Origin of the sequence: Nannocystis exedens (assembly GCF_002343915.1) — a bacterium.
Classification (GTDB): domain Bacteria; phylum Myxococcota_A; class Polyangia; order Nannocystales; family Nannocystaceae; genus Nannocystis; species Nannocystis exedens.
The window spans coordinates 9221416-9237615 of the sequence record NZ_NETK01000001.1 but is presented as its reverse complement, the minus strand read 5'-3'; the positions used below and the strand labels follow the sequence as shown (position 1 = coordinate 9237615).

General features: G+C 75.6%; 10 protein-coding genes. 2 read left to right on the top strand and 8 right to left on the bottom strand.

The features are described from left to right. Positions 1-5 precede the first annotated feature (5 nt). A complete protein-coding gene (locus NAEX_RS36125) occupies positions 6-797 on the top strand; it encodes a hypothetical protein (RefSeq protein WP_143140733.1) in 792 nt (263 codons plus the stop codon). A gap of 264 nt (positions 798-1061) precedes the next feature. Here NAEX_RS36125 and NAEX_RS36120 read toward each other — a convergent pair whose 3' ends face one another. After that, positions 1062-2597 carry an OmpA family protein gene (locus NAEX_RS36120; RefSeq protein WP_096332019.1) on the bottom strand — a complete coding sequence of 512 codons (1536 nt, stop codon included), beginning with the start codon at positions 2595-2597 and terminating at the stop codon, positions 1062-1064. A 237-nt stretch (positions 2598-2834) separates the two neighbouring features. Between NAEX_RS36120 and NAEX_RS36115 the strand changes: the two genes are divergently transcribed. Then, positions 2835-3875 (top strand): SAVED domain-containing protein, encoded by a 1041-nt coding sequence (locus NAEX_RS36115; RefSeq protein WP_096332018.1) that lies wholly within the window; start codon positions 2835-2837, stop codon positions 3873-3875. Between the two features lie 22 nt (positions 3876-3897). On the opposite strand, the gene NAEX_RS36110 is transcribed toward NAEX_RS36115, so the two are convergent. The 7 genes from NAEX_RS36110 to NAEX_RS36080 form a co-directional block, all read right to left on the bottom strand. Next, entirely contained in the window at positions 3898-5676 is a 1779-nt protein-coding gene (locus tag NAEX_RS36110; protein ID WP_096332017.1) for a ThiF family adenylyltransferase, read from the bottom strand. Continuing rightward, positions 5676-6665 (bottom strand): cyclic GMP-AMP synthase DncV-like nucleotidyltransferase, encoded by a 990-nt coding sequence (locus NAEX_RS36105; RefSeq protein WP_096332016.1) that lies wholly within the window; start codon positions 6663-6665, stop codon positions 5676-5678. The genes NAEX_RS36110 and NAEX_RS36105 overlap by 1 nt, the downstream gene beginning before the upstream one ends. 46 nt (positions 6666-6711) lie before the next feature. Next, positions 6712-7107 (bottom strand): hypothetical protein, encoded by a 396-nt coding sequence (locus tag NAEX_RS36100; protein ID WP_143825694.1) that lies wholly within the window; start codon positions 7105-7107, stop codon positions 6712-6714. Positions 7108-7443: 336 nt separating this feature from the next. Next, positions 7444-10932: a WD40 repeat domain-containing serine/threonine-protein kinase gene (locus NAEX_RS36095; RefSeq protein ID WP_096332014.1), complete on the bottom strand. Its 3489-nt coding sequence runs from the start codon at positions 10930-10932 to the stop codon at positions 7444-7446. Between the two features lie 11 nt (positions 10933-10943). Continuing rightward, a complete protein-coding gene (locus NAEX_RS54060) occupies positions 10944-13070 on the bottom strand; it encodes a TlpA disulfide reductase family protein (RefSeq protein WP_096332013.1) in 2127 nt (708 codons plus the stop codon). A gap of 14 nt (positions 13071-13084) precedes the next feature. Then, entirely contained in the window at positions 13085-15511 is a 2427-nt protein-coding gene (locus NAEX_RS36085; protein WP_096332012.1) for a TlpA disulfide reductase family protein, read from the bottom strand. A gap of 35 nt (positions 15512-15546) precedes the next feature. Further along, positions 15547-16188 (bottom strand): RNA polymerase sigma factor, encoded by a 642-nt coding sequence (locus NAEX_RS36080; RefSeq protein ID WP_170136293.1) that lies wholly within the window; start codon positions 16186-16188, stop codon positions 15547-15549. Positions 16189-16200: the final 12 nt, after the last annotated feature.

Sequence of the window (16200 nt, the reverse complement as noted above, 5' to 3'; positions counted from 1 at the left end):
CGATCGTGATGAATGTCCATACGTTGATTCTCCCCGCATTCGCCGTCCTCGCCGCCTCGATGGCCGGCTGTGATCCCGCCGCGCCCGAGAGCGCCGAGCGCACCGAATGGCTGCAGCCGCTCGCCGACGAGGACGACGACTTCGTCGAGGCCGACAATCCGGTGATCGCGGCGATCGACAGCGACGCCCCGGGAAAGATCGAGTTCCTCGACGAGTCGGAGATCACCGGCGAACCCACGATCGGGGTGGTGGCGATCGGGCCCGAGGGTCGCCGCGCCCTGGCCCTGTTCGACGCCGCCGACGCGTCGCCGCTCGAGGTCTTCCTCGCGCTGTCCCCGACAGGGGCCGCGCCGCGGGCGCTGGTCGAGGACCACGCCCGCCTGGCCGCCGACGGGCGGGTGCCGACGGCCCCCCGCGAGCTGCAGCTCTGGCGCGAGATCGACGATTCGTCGGAGATGTGCCAGCTGCCGACCGAGTTCGAGGACTTCTGGGACGACTGGTCCAGCGGCTTCGGCAGCACCAACCAGACCACCTCCGGCTACTTCAACGGCGTCACCATCGAGAGCGGCAGCTCGAAGCAGCGCGCCCTGATCGCGTGCCTGATCAGCGGGACCGCCGCGACGACGATGCGCCTGCGGATGCAGATCGCAGCCGGCGTCTGGGGCTCGCCGTTTTACACCCTCAGCAACATTCAAAACAACTTCGGCCTCGCGTATCGCTCGACGAGCACCGCGGACGCCAAGTACCGCGAGGAGGTCGTCGGCGGCAATTACTACCACCTCGGCGCGAGCTGGTGACGGCCCGGCGGCCCGGCGGCTCCACAGGGGCAAGCGAGCGCTGCCTCGGCGGAGCGCCGGGGCCCGCTGCCGCCGCTCGTGGCGGCGCGCGGACGAGCGGCGAGCAACTCGTGTAGGGCGCCGAGAACCGCCCTACGCGCGCGAACCGGCGGGACCTGGACCCACCTGTCCTCCTGGACAGGTGCTTCAAATCCGCCCGTCCGCGCCGAATCATCGCAGTCGGTGCCTCTCGCGCCCGGCTTGCGACGGACGCTGCACGAGCAATCACTGCACCAGGATCATGAACTCGATCCGGCGATTTTTGGCCCGGCCCGCCGCCGTGCGGTTGGTGTCGAGCGGCTCGTCGGGGCCGGCGCCGCGCGTCGTCATGCGATCGGCGTCGATGCCGTGCTCGACGAGGTAGCGGCGCACCGCCTCCGCGCGGCGGCGCGACAGGTCGCGGTTGTAGGCCAGCCCGCCGGTGCTGTCGGTGTGGCCGGAGATCTCGATCTTCAGGCTGGTGTGCTCTGCCAGCACCCGCACCGCCCGGTCGAGCACCGGCCGCGAGCGCGGCTTGATCGTGTCCTTGTCGAGGTCGAAGTAGATCCCGCGGATCACGCCGATGATGGGCCGCACCGGGTCGAGGTCGTCGGGGCAGCCGTCGTCGTCCTTGAGGCCGTTGCGGGTCTCGGGCTCGTGGACGCACGGATCGACGTCGTCGAGGATCCCGTCGCCGTCGCTGTCGGGGATCGGGCACCCGTCCGGCGCGACCCCGGGGACGTCGGGGCAGCGGTCCTGGCTGTCCAAAAAGCCATCTCCGTCGCGGTCGCGCTCGGGGCACCCGTCCGGCGCGATCCCGGGGACGTCGGGGCAGAGGTCGCCGCTGTCCAAAAAGCCATCTCCGTCGCGATCGCGCTCGGGGCACCCGTCCGGCGCGATCCCGGGCTCGAACGGGCAAGCGTCGGCGCGGTCGAGGAAGCCGTCGCCGTCGCTGTCCTTCTCCGGGCGCTTCGCCGGCGACTCGCGCCCGAGCAGCGCCGACACGCCGAGCTGGATCTCCGGGTAACTGACCGCGCCCGCGTCGACCCGGCGCCGCGCCGCCACCACGTCGCGGACATCGAGCCGCAGCAGCGCGCGGTGCGACAGGAACAGCTTGACCCCGCCGCCGAAGTGGACCGACTGATCGATGTCGTGCCCGAGCGCGCCGGTGGTCCCGAGGCCGCCGCCGCCGACCAGCGCGAACGGGGCGACGCGCCAGAACGGCAGCTGCGCGATCAGGTTGCCGCGGAAATTGAAGAGGATCGCGCGGTCGCGCGGCTCGCCGTCGACGACGATCCGCGTCGGCATGGCCGCCGCCTCGACCTCGCCGCCGAGGAACGCCAGCGGGTAGAAGCCGACGCGCCCGCCGAACTGCGGCGCCGCCGCGCGGTACGGCTCGAAGAACACGCTGTCGGGGTCGCCGTCCTGCAGCGACGCCAGCTGGCGGTGCGGGTCGAACAGCTCGTGCGCGCTGCCGCCGGTGAGAAAAACTCCCGCGAAGGCGCCGAGCTCGAAGGTGTTGCGCTCGGGCCGGCAGCGGCGGATCCACGCCACCTCGCGCGCGTCCTGGCAGCGGGCGGCGGTCGTCGCGGTCGAGCCCGTGCCCGGCGCCGCCGCGGTCGTGGACGCCACCGCAGGCGCCGGCGCGGGGCCTTCGGAGGTGACCTGTCCCGAAGGACCGGTGCGCGAGGGGGCCTGAGCGACGGCGCTCGCCGGCAGCGCGGCGAGCAGCGCGGCGGCGAACGGAGCGAGGGAGCGGCGCGGGACGAGGGCGGAGGTCATGGCGGCCGGTGAAGTACCGACCTCCGGCGAGTCGATCGGCCGCGTCGCGGCGATCGTTCGTCGGCGATGAATTCGCGCCCGGCAGCAGACCCTCCTGCACCGTGCCGCACGGGTCGTGGCCGTCGCTCCAGACCCCACGAGTGCGGCCACGGCCCGCGCTGCTGCCGGGCTGACGGGCGTTTACGGCCGCCCGCTCCGCGCGCTACCCTCGCCTCCCCCTTCACGAACCTCGACCTCATGGCGCTCATCGACCTCGTGAAGCTGCTGGAGAGCCTGTTCCAGCCCGACGGGCTGCAGCGATTCGTTCACCTCGAACTCGACGCCGCCCAGGTCGTGCATGAGGTCAATTTCGAGGCGGCGCCGGAGCGGGTCTTCTACAAGGTCGCCGTGGCCCTGCAGCAGGCCGGGTACATCGATGCGGACTTCTTCGCCCGGCTCCGGGCCGCGCGCCCGCGCCGGGCGAGCGACATCGACGCCGTCGCCGTCCTCTTCGCCGCTGCGGTCGGCCAGAGGACGCATGTCATCACCCTCGAGGCCGCGATCGCCGGCCCGATCTCGGCGATCGACGAGGAGCAGGTGCGCGCGGCGCTCGGCGCCGCGACTCCGCTCAGCCGGCTGAGGCTGGACCTCCACGACCTCGACCCCCGGGCCGGCGATCCATCGACCTGGTCGAAAGGCCATCTGCGGATCTGCCACGGAGTTCAGCAGCACCTCCGTGACGTCGTGCTCCCCTCGGGCGCTTGCCACCTGTCGCTGTTCGGCCTGGCCCCGATCCCGTGGCTGGTCGCGCTCGGGCACGCCGTGTCGGAGACGATCGACGCCCGCGTGTTTCAGCGCCTCCGCGCGCCCGCGGGCTGGAGCTGGCAGCCCGACGCGCCCGGGCTGGATCGCTGGTTCGTGGTCGCCGATCCCGCAGCTCCGCCGGCGCGCGACGTCGCCGTGCTCGTGTCGGCCAGCGCTCGCGTCCAGCGCGAGCGCGTCGACGCCGTGCTGCGGCCTGCCGGGCGCGCGACCTACGAGATCACGCTCGCCGAGCCGCGGCTCGACGCCGTGCGCAGCGAGGCCCAGCTCGAGGAGTTCGCCCGCCACTACCGCGCGGTGCTCGGGCAGATCGAGCAGCGCCACCCCGCGCTCGAGCGGCTCCACATCTTCGCGGCGGCGCCCGTGGCGGTGGCGATCGAGTGCGGCCGGCGGATCCTCCACAACGCGGCCCCGATGATCGTCACCTATGATTTCGCCGGCGGGCGATACAGCGAGGCGCTCGAGCTCCGGCCGTGATCGTTTCACAGTCAGTCCCTGCTCATCGGCCGCCGCACACCTTGCAACCCGCGGCCACGACGTCGGCCCCGCCTCGCTCGAGGGCGCTCGCCTCCATCTCGTAGCGAGGCGACGTGCGCAGCCCCGCCGCGTGAAACGCCGCGCCGTCGCCCTTCCACGAGCGCAGCAGCGTCTCGCGCAGGCGCCCGCCGAGCACCTCGACCGCGAGGCGCCCCGCGAGCTCCGCCGTCCGCAGCGCGTCGAGCGAGCTGTACGGCGTGAACGCGTTGCCGCAGCCTGCGAGCTCGCGGGTGAAGACCTGGCCGGCGGCCGCGAACGCGGCGCGGTTCGTCAACACGGGCGAGGCGTCGAGCGGGTGCGGCGTGAACAGACAGTCGAGGCAGCCCGGCGAGGATCGCTGGACCACCAGCGCGTGGCCGCCGATCCCCAGCGGCTCGAGCCACGTGAACAGCAGCGGCGGTCGGTGCTCCAGCCGGTGGAGCCGCTCGTTCAGCCCGCGATCGACGTTGGGATCGCCGGTCGCCGAGAGGACGAGGTCGTACCGGGTGACGTCGATCGCTCCCTGATCGAGCGCGTCCTCGATCGACGCCGCGAGCCCCGACACCTCGACGCCCCGATAGCGCTGCTGGATCTCCGCCGCGAGCTGCAGCGATTTGGCCGGCAATACGAACAGCGACGGCGCCCCGAGCACGTGCCGATACGCGTTCTCGGGGCGCAGGACGTCCGGATCGACCAGCGTCAGGTGCCCGACCCCGCAGCGCACCAGCTCGCCCGCGAGGTGCCCGCCGATGGCCCCGCAGCCGACGAGCAGCACCCGCTTGGCCCGCAGCGGGGGTTCACCGCCCCCGCGCGGGACCAGGTAGCCCGGATCGCGCCGCTCGACGCGAAATTGTGTCATCGTCGCGCTGCCGGTCGCTCGCGCCAGCGGATGGGCCCCGCGGATGTCGTCGTACCGGATACCGACGAGGTGGTCCCCGCCGCGCGGCCGGGGCACGCGCAGGATCACGAACGTCGACCTCGTCTTGAGGCCACGCGTGAGCTGCTCGAGGCGCCGCCTTTGCCCGTCCGACAGGTTGTGGCGGATGAGCTGCGCGACCTGGGCCCTCGTCCACGGCCCGAGCGGGAACGGGTCGGGCGGCCGCGGGACGTCTTCCAGCGGAATGTACAGACCTGGGGTCACCGTATCGTCGAACCATGCTTCGAGCGGCGCCATGACCTCCGGGACTCGCAAGGGCATCGGCGCGACGAGCAGCTCGCGCGCCTGCGCCCGATCGCGGACGAACGCGAACGTCCCGGCCCATGGCAGCACGAAGCGCAGGATCGGCTGGATCTGCGCGTCGGCGGCGAAGAAGCCGAGCCCTTCCGCAGCGCCGGGCCAGTAGAGCGCCAGCTCCTCGATGAAGTCGGCCCGATTCTCGCCGGTGAGCCCGCGACGGATCGTCTCGACCGCGCGAGCCAGCGCCTCGCGGGCGACCGCGACGGGCTGGTAGCGATCGAGCAGCACCCCCTCGTACTCCTGATAGCAGACGTGCCCGTGCTGAAACACGTGCGGGATCCGCCCGTGCAAGCGGGCGTCGAGGACGAACACCGTCGGCAGTCGACCCGGGAACCGCGGCGTGAGCCCGAGCCGCAGCGCGAGCGCGTGCCCGTCGACGTGCGCCACGCCCTCGATCGCCGCCACGACGCCGTGGAGCCGCGCCCACGGTTCGAGCAGCGCGTCCGCCGGGGTCACGCAGCCCTGTTCGAGCAGGCCTGCGGCACAGAGCAGCTCCGCCGTCGCGGTGAGGTCGTCGGCGTGCATCACCCGGCCGATCCCGACGACACGATCGCCCCGATCCGGCGCGCGGTCGGCGACGAGGTCACCGCGGGGAAGTCCTCGCCGAAGAATTCCCGCAGCGTGCGGCTCGCGGATCCCTCGTCGGCGTCGGCGAGCGCGCGCCGCAGCCCCTCGTCGAGCTCCCCGAGCTTGGCCACGAAGATGCTCATCTCCTGCTCGCTCATCCGCCGGAACAGATCGTCGTGGGGCGGCACCGGCAGCTTGACGACCAGCCGCGGGGTCGCGTGCGCCAGCATCGCCCACACCAGCCCGGACAGCGCCTTGAGATCGTCGTGGTGGACCCGATTGGCCACACCGTCGCGCTCCCTGGCCGGCGTGAACCACTGCAGCGCGGCCGCGGTCAGCCCGATCCCCTTCGGCGCCGCGTTGCCCTGCGCGGGGAAGTTCGAGTCTTTCCACCGCTTCAGGTAGCGGATCACCCGGCGACACTGCTCGCGATCGTCGGCCGCGAACGTCGTGTCCAGCGCGGCGCCGAGCGCCAGCGGATCGGTGAAGCGCCACTCTTTCAAGGGAGCGGCGTCGCCGACCTTCCCGACGGCGAGGTGGAGCATCCCCTCCGTCTCCGCCGGCACGTAGACGTTGAGGTCGACGTGGTAGAGCGGCTCGTTGCGGCGCTGGTAGTACACGGTCACGCACGGGCGCCGGAGCTCGACCTTGTACCCGGACAGCGCGTCGACCACCCGCTGCTTCAGCGCCACGGGATCGGGCCACTCGCTCCTCGTCGTATTGAAGCGCAGGCCGACGTCGATGTCGTAGTCGCCGTTCACCGGCTTGACGCCGGTCCGCAGCTCGTAGCTCCCCTGATTGAAGTGACTGAAGCTGGGGCCGCCCATGCGCTCGCGGATCCGGTCGATCACCGCGTCGCGCCGCTCCCTCAACCTGGCCTCCTCGTTGTCCCAGCCGAGCCGGATCGCGTCGTTGAACTTGTTGAACTCGGTCTGCAGGATCGTCATGACTTTCTCCCTGGTCCGTCGTGGTGCCCCGCGCGGCTCCCGACGATCACCGCGGCGGCCGCGACGAGCGCTTGTGTTGCGTCACGGCGAAGCGCCGCGCATCCGGAGAGCGCGGCGACGAGCGGCGGGCGAATGGAGCGAGCGAGGTCATGGGGTAGTGTCCTCCGACCCGCCGGCCGTTCGCGTCGGCGCGCCGCGACCCGTCCTCGCCGCGACCGCCACGGGCCCGCCTCGACTCCGCCGCTCCCGGACCGTGGGGCACGGCCCAGACGGCCACCACGGCGCCATCGATGCGGCGCCGGGGCCTCGCCGCGTGTTCGTCCGCCGCGTCCGCGCGCCGTCCGACCTCGACGCCGCGGTGCTCGCCCTGTTCCAGGCGAGGATCGCCGCGACCGGCACCCCGCAGGACGTGCGGTTCGTCGCCGGTGAGGCGCTCGTCCACGCCGCCATCGTGCCATGGCACCCGGACCACGATCACCGCGCCGCGATCGCGCGACCGCGACGCGCCCGAGTGACGTCTCGTGCATCACCGCCCGCGCTCGCGCGCGCCGTCATCCTCGATCCCCTGCGGGCCGGCGTCGATCGTTCCGCGCGCCGATGCAGGCTCCTCGCGCGTCGCCGCCGCTCGCTCCTGCCGTCGCGCGTCTGTTCACCACGCGCGCCGAGGTCGGCGGCGCTTCCGTCCCTGACGACCTCGGCGCCGCCCTGCAACCCTCCTCTCCCGCGACCGCGGGCCCGGCGGCGCCTCGATTTCCTGCATGTCTCGCGAGACATGTCCTCACGAGCATGTCTTCGCGTACGCCCGATCGCCGAAGTGGTGGCTCCACTCCGCCGGCGTCAGGTCGCGCCCGGCGCGGGCGCAGGCCTCGGCGACGCGGCCGTCGAGCGTCGCCGGGAACACGCGGGCCAGGCCGTCCGCGCCGGCGGTGACGACCAGGCGGCCGTCGGGCGAGAACGCCCCGGTCCACAGCGTGTGGTCGGGCTCGCCGGGGCCTGCGGCGGGCGTGTGCGGCAGGCGCAGCGACGTGAACCCTGCGCTGCTGCGCGACCACAGGCGCGCCGTGCCGTCGGCCGACGCGGTGAGGATCGCGTCCCCGTCGGGGCTGTACGCCGCGACCCATACCGCGTCGGTGTGCCCGCGCAGCGACGTCGGCTCGCCGCCGTCGAGCGGCCACTCGCACGCGGTCCCGTCGGTCGACGCGGTCAGGGCCGCGCGGCCGTCGGGGCGCAGCTGGATCTGCCCGATCGAGCCCGCGTGGCCGCGCAGCTCGATCGGCGCCGCCTCGGGGCGGGCCAGCGACCACACCCGCGCCACCGCGTCGTCGCCGGCGCTGGCCAGGCGGCTGCCGTCGCCGCTGGCCGCCAGGGCGCGGACCGGCCCGGCGTGGCCCTGCAAGCTGGCCTTGCGGACAGGCGATCCGGGCAGCGGCGTCACCCGCACGGGCCCGTCGTCGCCGGCGCTGGCGATGGCTGTCCCATCGGCCATGAACTGAAGGACACGCACCGCCCCCGCGTGGGCCGCCACCTCCTCGAGGCTCGGCGGGCCGACCGCGGGGAAGCGGACCAGGTGGACGCGGCCGTCCTCGCCGGCGACCGCCGCGACGTCGCCGGCGGGGCTCCAGCGGGCGTCGAGGAACGCCGCCCCGCGGGCCGCGGTGAGGCTGGCTGAAGGGACAGGTTCGGCGCCGGTCAGCGCCCACAGGCGCAGCCGGCCGTCGCTGCCGACCGACAGCAGGCGGGCCCCGTCGGGGCTGGGCGCCAGCGCGACCGAGCCGCCCTCGCGGTGGCCGCCGAGGCGCGCCGAGGGCCGGCCGTCGCGCGGCCACACCCGCGCCGACCCGTCGAGGCCGGCGGTCACGACCGTGCGGCCGTCGGCGAGGAACGCCGCCTGTTCGACCCCGGCCGCGTGCCCGCGCAGCAGCCATGGGTCGTCGGCGATCGACCAGCGGCGCGCGCTGCCGTCGACCGAGGCCGACAGCACGCGGGCGCCGTCGTGCGAGAAGCGGGCCGCGACCACGCTGCCGGCGTGGCCGCGCAGGCGCAGCGGCGGGCCGCGGACGTCGAGCTGCCACAGCCACACCTCGCCGCCCGCGGGTGTCCCGAGGAGCAGGTTGCGGTCGGGCCCGATCTGGACCCCGAGCAGCGCCTCCTCGTGGCCCTGCAGCTCGATCCGCTCGCTGCTGCCGTCGCGCTCCCACACCCGCGCGCTGCCGTCGCGCGAGACCGTCACCACCTGCTGCCCGCCGGCCAGGAACGCCGCCGCGTAGACCTCGTCGGTGTGCCCCGAGAGCCGCTGCGCCGGGCCGCCGTCGACCGGCACGATCGCCGCCGTGTGGTCGGCGCGGCCGACCACGACCTCCGCCCCGTCGGCCCGCCACTCGGCGGCCAGGAGCCCCGTCGCCCCGCGGGCCGCCGGCGCCGGCAGCCTGAGCGTGCGCCCCGGGCCGCCGGCCTCGGGCCACAGCCGCAGCGACCCGTCGGCCGCGAGCGTCAGCAGGCTCGCGCCGTCGGGGCTCCACAGCGCGCGGCGCTGCTCCTCGCCCGGCGCGCCGATCGCCTGCGGCGGCTGCTGCGGGCGCAGCACGTGCACGCTCGCCCCGTCGCGCAGCACCAGCGCCCCGCGGGCGCCCCACGCCAGGTCGCGCGGGTCGGCCGGCGACATGTCCCAACAGACAGGTTCTTCCAGCCGGCCGGCGGGCGCCAGCGCGTGGACGCACGGCGGCCCGCCGGCGCGCGCGACCGCCAGCGCCGCCCCCGCGGGCGCGAACGCCAGGCCGCGGACGCTACCTGTCCCGAGGGCCATGTCCACCGGGGCCCGCGGCGCGCCGGTCGACCACAGCGCGACCGCCCCCTCGCGCTCGCCGGTGGCCAGCCAGCGGCCGTCGCGGCTCTCGGCCAGGGCGTCGACCACCGCCGCGCCTGGCCTGGCGAACAGGTCGCTGCGCGGCCCGTCGAGCGCGTCGAGCAGCGCCTGCTCGACCTCGAGCGGCGGCGCCTCGCCGCGCTCGCGGGCGGTCGACACCGCCGCCACCGCCAGGAGCAGCCGCAGGGCCGGGTCGTCGCCGGCGTGCTGGGCCGCGGCCGCGGCCAGGCGGCGCGCCTCCCCGGCGGCCTGGGTGCGCTCGAGGTCGGCCGCGGTCGCGGCGGCCCGCGCCCGCTCCTCCTCGACGTCGCGGGCGTGGCGCTGCTCGAGCCGCTGCCACGCCCACGCCCCGCCGCCGACCAGCGCCGCCAGCAGCGCCAGCGCCAGCGCGAGCTGCCGGCGCAGGCGGGTCGGGTCGCGGCCCAGCGCCGCCAGCAGCGCCTCCATGCTCGGCCAGCGCGCGGCCGGGTCGGCCTGCAGCCCGCGGTCGACCACCCGCTGCAGCCACGCCGGCACCTCGCGCGGGCCGCGGGCGATCGCCCCGGCCACGATCGCCGCGTGCACGTCCTCGCGGCGCTCGCCGGCGAACGGCCGCGCCCCGTGCAGCGCCTCGTGCAGCGCCACGCAGAAGCAGAACACGTCGCTGCGCGCGTCGGCCTCGCCGCCCGCGTGCTGCTCGGGCGCCATGTAGGCCGGCGTGCCGACCACCGCGCCCGGAGCCGTCAGCTCGGCCGGCTCGACGCGCAGACCTGCCCGAGGGGTCATGCCCATTCGGACCTGTTCTTTTGGACCTTCCCCTTCGGACCTGTTCTCTGCGCCATCCGGCGGCCGGGCCCGGGCCAGCCCGAAGTCGACCACGCGCGGCCGGCCGTCGTCGCCGACCAGCACGTTCTCGGGCTTGAAGTCGCGGTGGACCAGGCCGACCGCGTGGGCCGCCGCCAGGCCGCGCCCGGCCTGCACGTACATCGCCAGCGTCTCGCGCCAGGTCCGCGGCGCGCGCTGCTGCCAGGCGCGCAGGGTCTCGCCCTGGACGAACTCCATGGCGATGTAGACCTGCCCGCGGGCCTCCCCGACCTCGTAGACCTGGACCACGTTCGGGTGCGACAGCCTGGCCAGCGCCTGCGCCTCGCGCTTGCTGCGGGCCGCGGCCGCCGGGTCGTGGTGGCCGGCGTGGACCAGCTTGAGCGCGATCCGGCGGTCGAGCTGCTCGTCGTAGGCGGCGAACACCACGCCCATGCCGCCGGCGCCGACGCGGCGCAGCACCGCGAACCGGCCGACCCGCTCCGACTCGTTCGGCGGCCCGAACAACCTGGCCTTCAGGTCAGCCCGGGCCAGCGCGTGTGCCAGCCGCTCCGGGTCGATCCGGAGCGGCGTGTTGCGGACGCTCCGCGGGTCGTCGGACATCCTCCGCGAGTCTAACCCGCGACCGCGCCGCCCGGGACGCGCGGCCCCGCGCGTCCCCGCAGCGCCTCCAGGCGCCAGTCGAACTCCTCGCGCAGGTGGCGGACCAGCCGCGTCGGCGGGGCGAAGCGCAGGCGGCCGTCCTGGTCCAAGAACCAGGTGGTCGGGAAGCTGTCGACGCCGACGCGCCCGCTGTACCCCGGGTCCATCAGCACCTCGAAGCCGATCCCGCGCTCGCGGGTCCAGGCGGCGACCTCGCTGGCCGTGCCGCCGAAGTGCAGACTGACGACCGCGACGTCGGGCTCGCCGGCGTGCGCGGCCGCGAACTCGGCGAACGCCGGCAGCTCCTGCAGGCAGCCCGTGCAGGTGTTGAACCAGAAGTGCAGCACGACGATCCGCCCGCGCAGCGACGACAGGGTCAGCTCGCCGTCGCCGTTGGCCCGCGCCAGCCTGAAGTCCGGCAGCGCCCGCGCGTCCGCGGTCCAGCCCGCCAGCACCTCCGCCTTTCGCCGCGCGCGGTCGGCCGCCAGCAGGCCCTCCAGGTGGGCTGAAAACCCGCGCAGACCGCCGGTGCGCCGGCGGTAGGCGTCCTCCAGCGCGCGCCGGCAGCGCTCGCCCTGGTCCCCGGGCAGGCCTGTCCCTTCCGCCAGGTACGTGTCGGCCGCCGCATCGTCGCCGCGGCGCCGCGCCAGCTCGGCGAGGTAGAGCTGCAGCTCGCCGTAGGGCGTGACCGCCAGCGCCTCGGCTCGCCCCAGAGCGGCGCTCGCCTCCTCGATCCGACCTGTCTTCAAGTACAGGCCGCCGAGGATCGTCTGCGTCACCAGCGCGTAGTCGCGGCGGACCATCTCCGCGGTCGTCGAGCCGACGGCGCTCCAGGCCGCCGCGAACGCCTCGGCCCCCGCCTGCCCCGCCTGCGCCAGCGCCTCCGCCCGCTCGAACTCCTTCGTGCGTTCCACCAGCGCCCGCGCGGCCTCGATCGACGAGTCGAGCAGCCACCGCCGGTGCGCCATCATCTCCTCGACCGCCGCGACGATCGCCCCCGCCTCCGCGGTCGGGTCGGCGACCACCGCCTCGAATTGCCAGCGGGCCGCGTTCTCGCGCCGCCACAGGCTGTGGTGCTGCGGCCGCGCCAGGTAGGCGGCGAGCATCGTCCGCCGCAGCGACAGCGCGTCCGGGTCGGCGCTCGCGGCGGCCCCCCTGGCGGGCTCGAGCCGGCGGTAGAGCACCGCCTCGGCCTCCGGCGAGTCGGGGAACCCGGCCAGGATCGCCGCCTCGATCGGCCCCGCGCGTCCGGCCTGGCCGAGAGCCCGCAGGCTCTCGGCCGCGGCCAGCAGCACCGCCGGTCGGTCGGCGAAGGCCTGCCGCGTCGCCTCGATGTCCTCGACCACCGCCTCGGGGTCCGCCTTGGCCTGCCCGGCCTGCAGCGTCCACCGCTGGCGCAGCAGCCCGGGTGCCTGCGGCGCGCGGCGCAGCCCCGCCTCGGCCCACGCGAGCGCCTCGACCGGCCGCTCGAGCTCCGGCAAGCGCCGCGCCATCAGCTCCGCCACCGCGGCGAACTCCGGGTCGTCCTCCGGCACCGCGTGCGCCACCGCCAGCGCCTCCGGCAGCCGCGACGGCTTCCCGCGCGCCGCGAGCAGCAGCGCCGTCACCCGCGCCACCGCCGGCGCGCCCGGCTCGGCGGCGACGAACGCCCGCAGGTCGCCCGCGCGCAGGGCCATCAGCGCCCACGCCCGCGCCCGCACCGCGTCGTCGCGCTCGGGCAGGCGCTCCAGCAGCGCCGCCGACCGCAGCAGCGCCTGCGGCTCGAGCAGCGGCGACTCGCCGATCCACGCCAGCACCCGCGCCAGCTCGGCGTGCGGGTCGTCTGGCCGTTCGGACAGCCACGCTGCGACCTGCGCCTCGGCCTCGGCGTGGCGCCCGGCCGCCGCCACGCAGGCGATCCACCACGCCCGCAGGCGACCGCGGTCCGGGTGCGCCCGCACCAGCGCCCCGCCCGCGTCGGCGCAGCCCTCGGCGTCGAGCCCCACCAGCCGGTCGCGCAGCTCATCCGCCGCGCGCTCCGCCGGGTCGACGGCCGGGGCCGCCGGCCGCTCGTACGGGCGAGCCCGTCGCGCGTCGCAAGCGGCTGTCGCCACGGACATGGTCAAAAAGACAGCTAAATGTCGACCCACGCCTGCCTCCTGGGCCTCGCCCCGCCCGAGCCCGGGCGCGGCGCGAAACACCTCGCCGCGACCGTGGCGAATGAACGGACCGCCGCGCAGATCCCCTCGCACCCGGCCGCGCCCCGCGGCCGAGCGGACCGCGGGCTCGGCCCGTCACGACCTGGACCTGTCGCGAAAGACATGCCATGCGGAGCCGACGCCGCCGCCCGGCGACCTCCTGCTCGGCCCGGCCGTCGCATCTGCCTCAAGAGACATGCCCCCAAAGACACAACCGACCTCACCCCGCGCGCTTGCCCGCGCCCGCGCGCAGCGCCTCGACCCGCCAGGCGAACTCGAGCGGCAGGTCGGGCCCGGCGCCCTGCGCCTCGTAGGCGATCGGGCCCTGGCGATCGAGGAACCACGTGGTCGGGAAGGCCCACGGCTGGGCGCGCTCGCAGTAGCCGTCGCTCATCGCCACCGGGAAGCGCTGCGGGTGCTCGCGCAGCCACGCCGTGACCTCGTCGGCGGCGCCGATCGCGTGGACCGTCAGCAGCTCGAGGTCGCGCTGGCCGGGCGTGCGCGTCGACGAACTGCTGCCAGCGCGGCAGCTCCTCGACGCACGGCCCGCAGGCGGTGAACCAGAAGTGCAGCACCGTCAGCTTGCCGCGCGCCGACTCGCTGCTGACCGCCTGGCCGTCGAGCGTCGTGAAGCGGAACTCCGGCGCCGGCCTCGGCTCGGCGGCGATCGCCGCGAACACCTGCTGCCGCCGCTCCGCCCGCACGCGCGCCAGCAGCTTCGCCGCGTGGGCGTCGAGGCCGCGCTGGCTGCCGTGGGTCCGCAGCCAGGCCGCCGCCAGCGCCCGCCGGCAGGCGTCGTCGCCGACGTCGCCGTCCTGCGCGTCGCTGCAGGCGACCAGCAAGCGATCGGCCTCGGCCGCGTCGCCGCGCAGCCGCACCAGCTCGGCCTGCGCGAGCGTGTGGTCGTCGCCCTGGCTGCCGCGCTTCGTCGCCGCGGCCAGCGCCGCCTCGGCGTCGGCGACCCGCCGCTCGCTCAGCCGCACCCGCGCCAGCAGGTCGTACAGCTCGCCCTCGATCCAGCCCTGATACCCGTCGAAGGAGTGACCGCGCGCGCGCGCCACCTCGACCTCGTCGGCGACCGCGGCGAGCCCCTCGCGCACCAGCGCCTCCGCCCGCGCCGGCTCGCCCCCGCGATCGATCAGCGCCCGCGCGGCCGCGCTGAAGAACCGCAGCTGCTCCCTGTGCAAGAGCGGCCGCGCGGCCTCGACCGCCGCCACCACCGCGGCCGGCGGCGCCGCCGGGTCGGCCACCGCCGCCTCGAACCGGCGCAGCGCCGCCGCCTCGCGCAGCAGCGGATCGTGGTGACGCGGCCGGGCCAAAAACGCGGCGTCCGCGGCCCCCTGCGCGGCCAGCTGCGCCGGCGACGGCTTCGCGGTCGAGTACGGATCGTCGCCGGTGAGCGCCCGGTCGCGGGCCGCGACCAGCGCCTCGGCCGCCGGCGAATCGGCGAACTCGCGGAGGAGCCGCGCCTCCAGCGGCTCGGCCAGCCCGGGCTCGCCGAGCTGGCGGTAGGTCCGGGCGGCGGCGAGCAGCACGGCCGGCCGCGCGCCCGCGCGGGCCAGCGTCGCCGCGATGTCCTCGAGGACCGCTCGCTTGTTGGCCGCTGGCTCGGCCGGTTGCAGCTGGAGCAGCCACCAGCGGCGCGCGCGGAGCTGCAGCGAGTCGGGCGCGCGCTGAAGCCCGCGGTCGACCCACGCCAGCGCCTCGACCAGCTTCATCGCTCGCTCGAGCCCGGCGCCGACGAGCGCCGCCGCCGTCACGAACTCCGGGTCGGTGGCCGCGATCTCGTGGGCGTCGGCCAGCGCCTGCGGCACCAGCGTCGCGTCGCCGCGGGCCTTCTCCAGCCGCGCCACCGCCCGCGCCCACGGCGGCGCGTCCGGGTGAACGGCCACCAGCGCCGCCAGCTCGTCGCCGTGGTGCCAGCGGGCCAGCGCCGCGGCGCGCAGCCGCACCGCGTCGGGGTGCCCGGCCATGGCCTCGACCAGCGCCGCCGTGTCCGCCAGGGAGGCGGGCCGCGCCGGCTCCGACTCCTCGAGCCACACCGCCAGGCGGGCCCACCGGGCCCACGCGTCATCTGGCCTTTCGGCCAGCCACCGATCGACCTGCGCCGCCGCCTCGCCGTTGCGACCGGTCCGGGCCACGCACGCCAGCCACCAGGCGCGCAGCCGACCGCTGCCCGGGTGTTGCCGCACCTGCGCCTCGCCCTCGGCGGCGCAGCGGTCGGCGTCGTCGGCGGCCAGCAGCGCGCGCAGCGAGTCGGCCGCGACCTCGGCCGGGTTGGGCGCCGTCGCCTCGCGCTGCGCGACAGCCCGCGGCGCCCGCGGCGAGCAGCCGACCAGCGCCAGCGCCAGCGCTCCCCACATGACCCTTCGAACAGGTGACCACCGCGCCATCGCCTCTACTCCCAGCCCTGTTGCCGCCGCAGCTCGCGGGCCCAAACCTCGAGCTGCTCCGGCGAGACGTCGACGGTCGGGGCCGCGGGCGCGGCCGCCAGCAGGGCCGCCACGCGCTCGCGCAAGCGCTGGCGCCCGCGGGCGATCCGGCCGCGCACGGTGCCCTCCGGCACCCCGAGCAGCGCGGCCGCCTCGCTGCCCGACAGCCCCTCGAAGTACATCAGCTCGAGCACGATCTGGTCCTCGACCGCGATCTCCCGCAGCGCCTGGACCAGGCACCGCGCCTCGCGTCGGTGCGCCACGATCGAGCTCAACGACGCGCCCTCGCAGTCCTGCACGCACACCGCCGCGAAGTCGAGCGCCTCGCTCTTGCGCTTGTAGCGGCCGCGGATGTACTTGCGCAGCACGTTGCCGGCGATCGCGTAGAGGAACTGGCGCGCCCCCGCCTCGCCGCGCCAGCGGTCCTTGCCTGCCGTGCAGCCGAGGAACGTCTGGCCGACCAGCTCGGCGACGTCGTCCTCGCAGCACGCCTTGTTGCGGAAGAAGCGGGTGATCGCGGCGAAGTGGCGGTCGACGAACGCCTCGCCGGCCGCGGCGTCGCCGGCCTGCCACGCGCCCAGGAGCTCGCCGTCGTCACGCACCGCCACCGGCAGCACTCT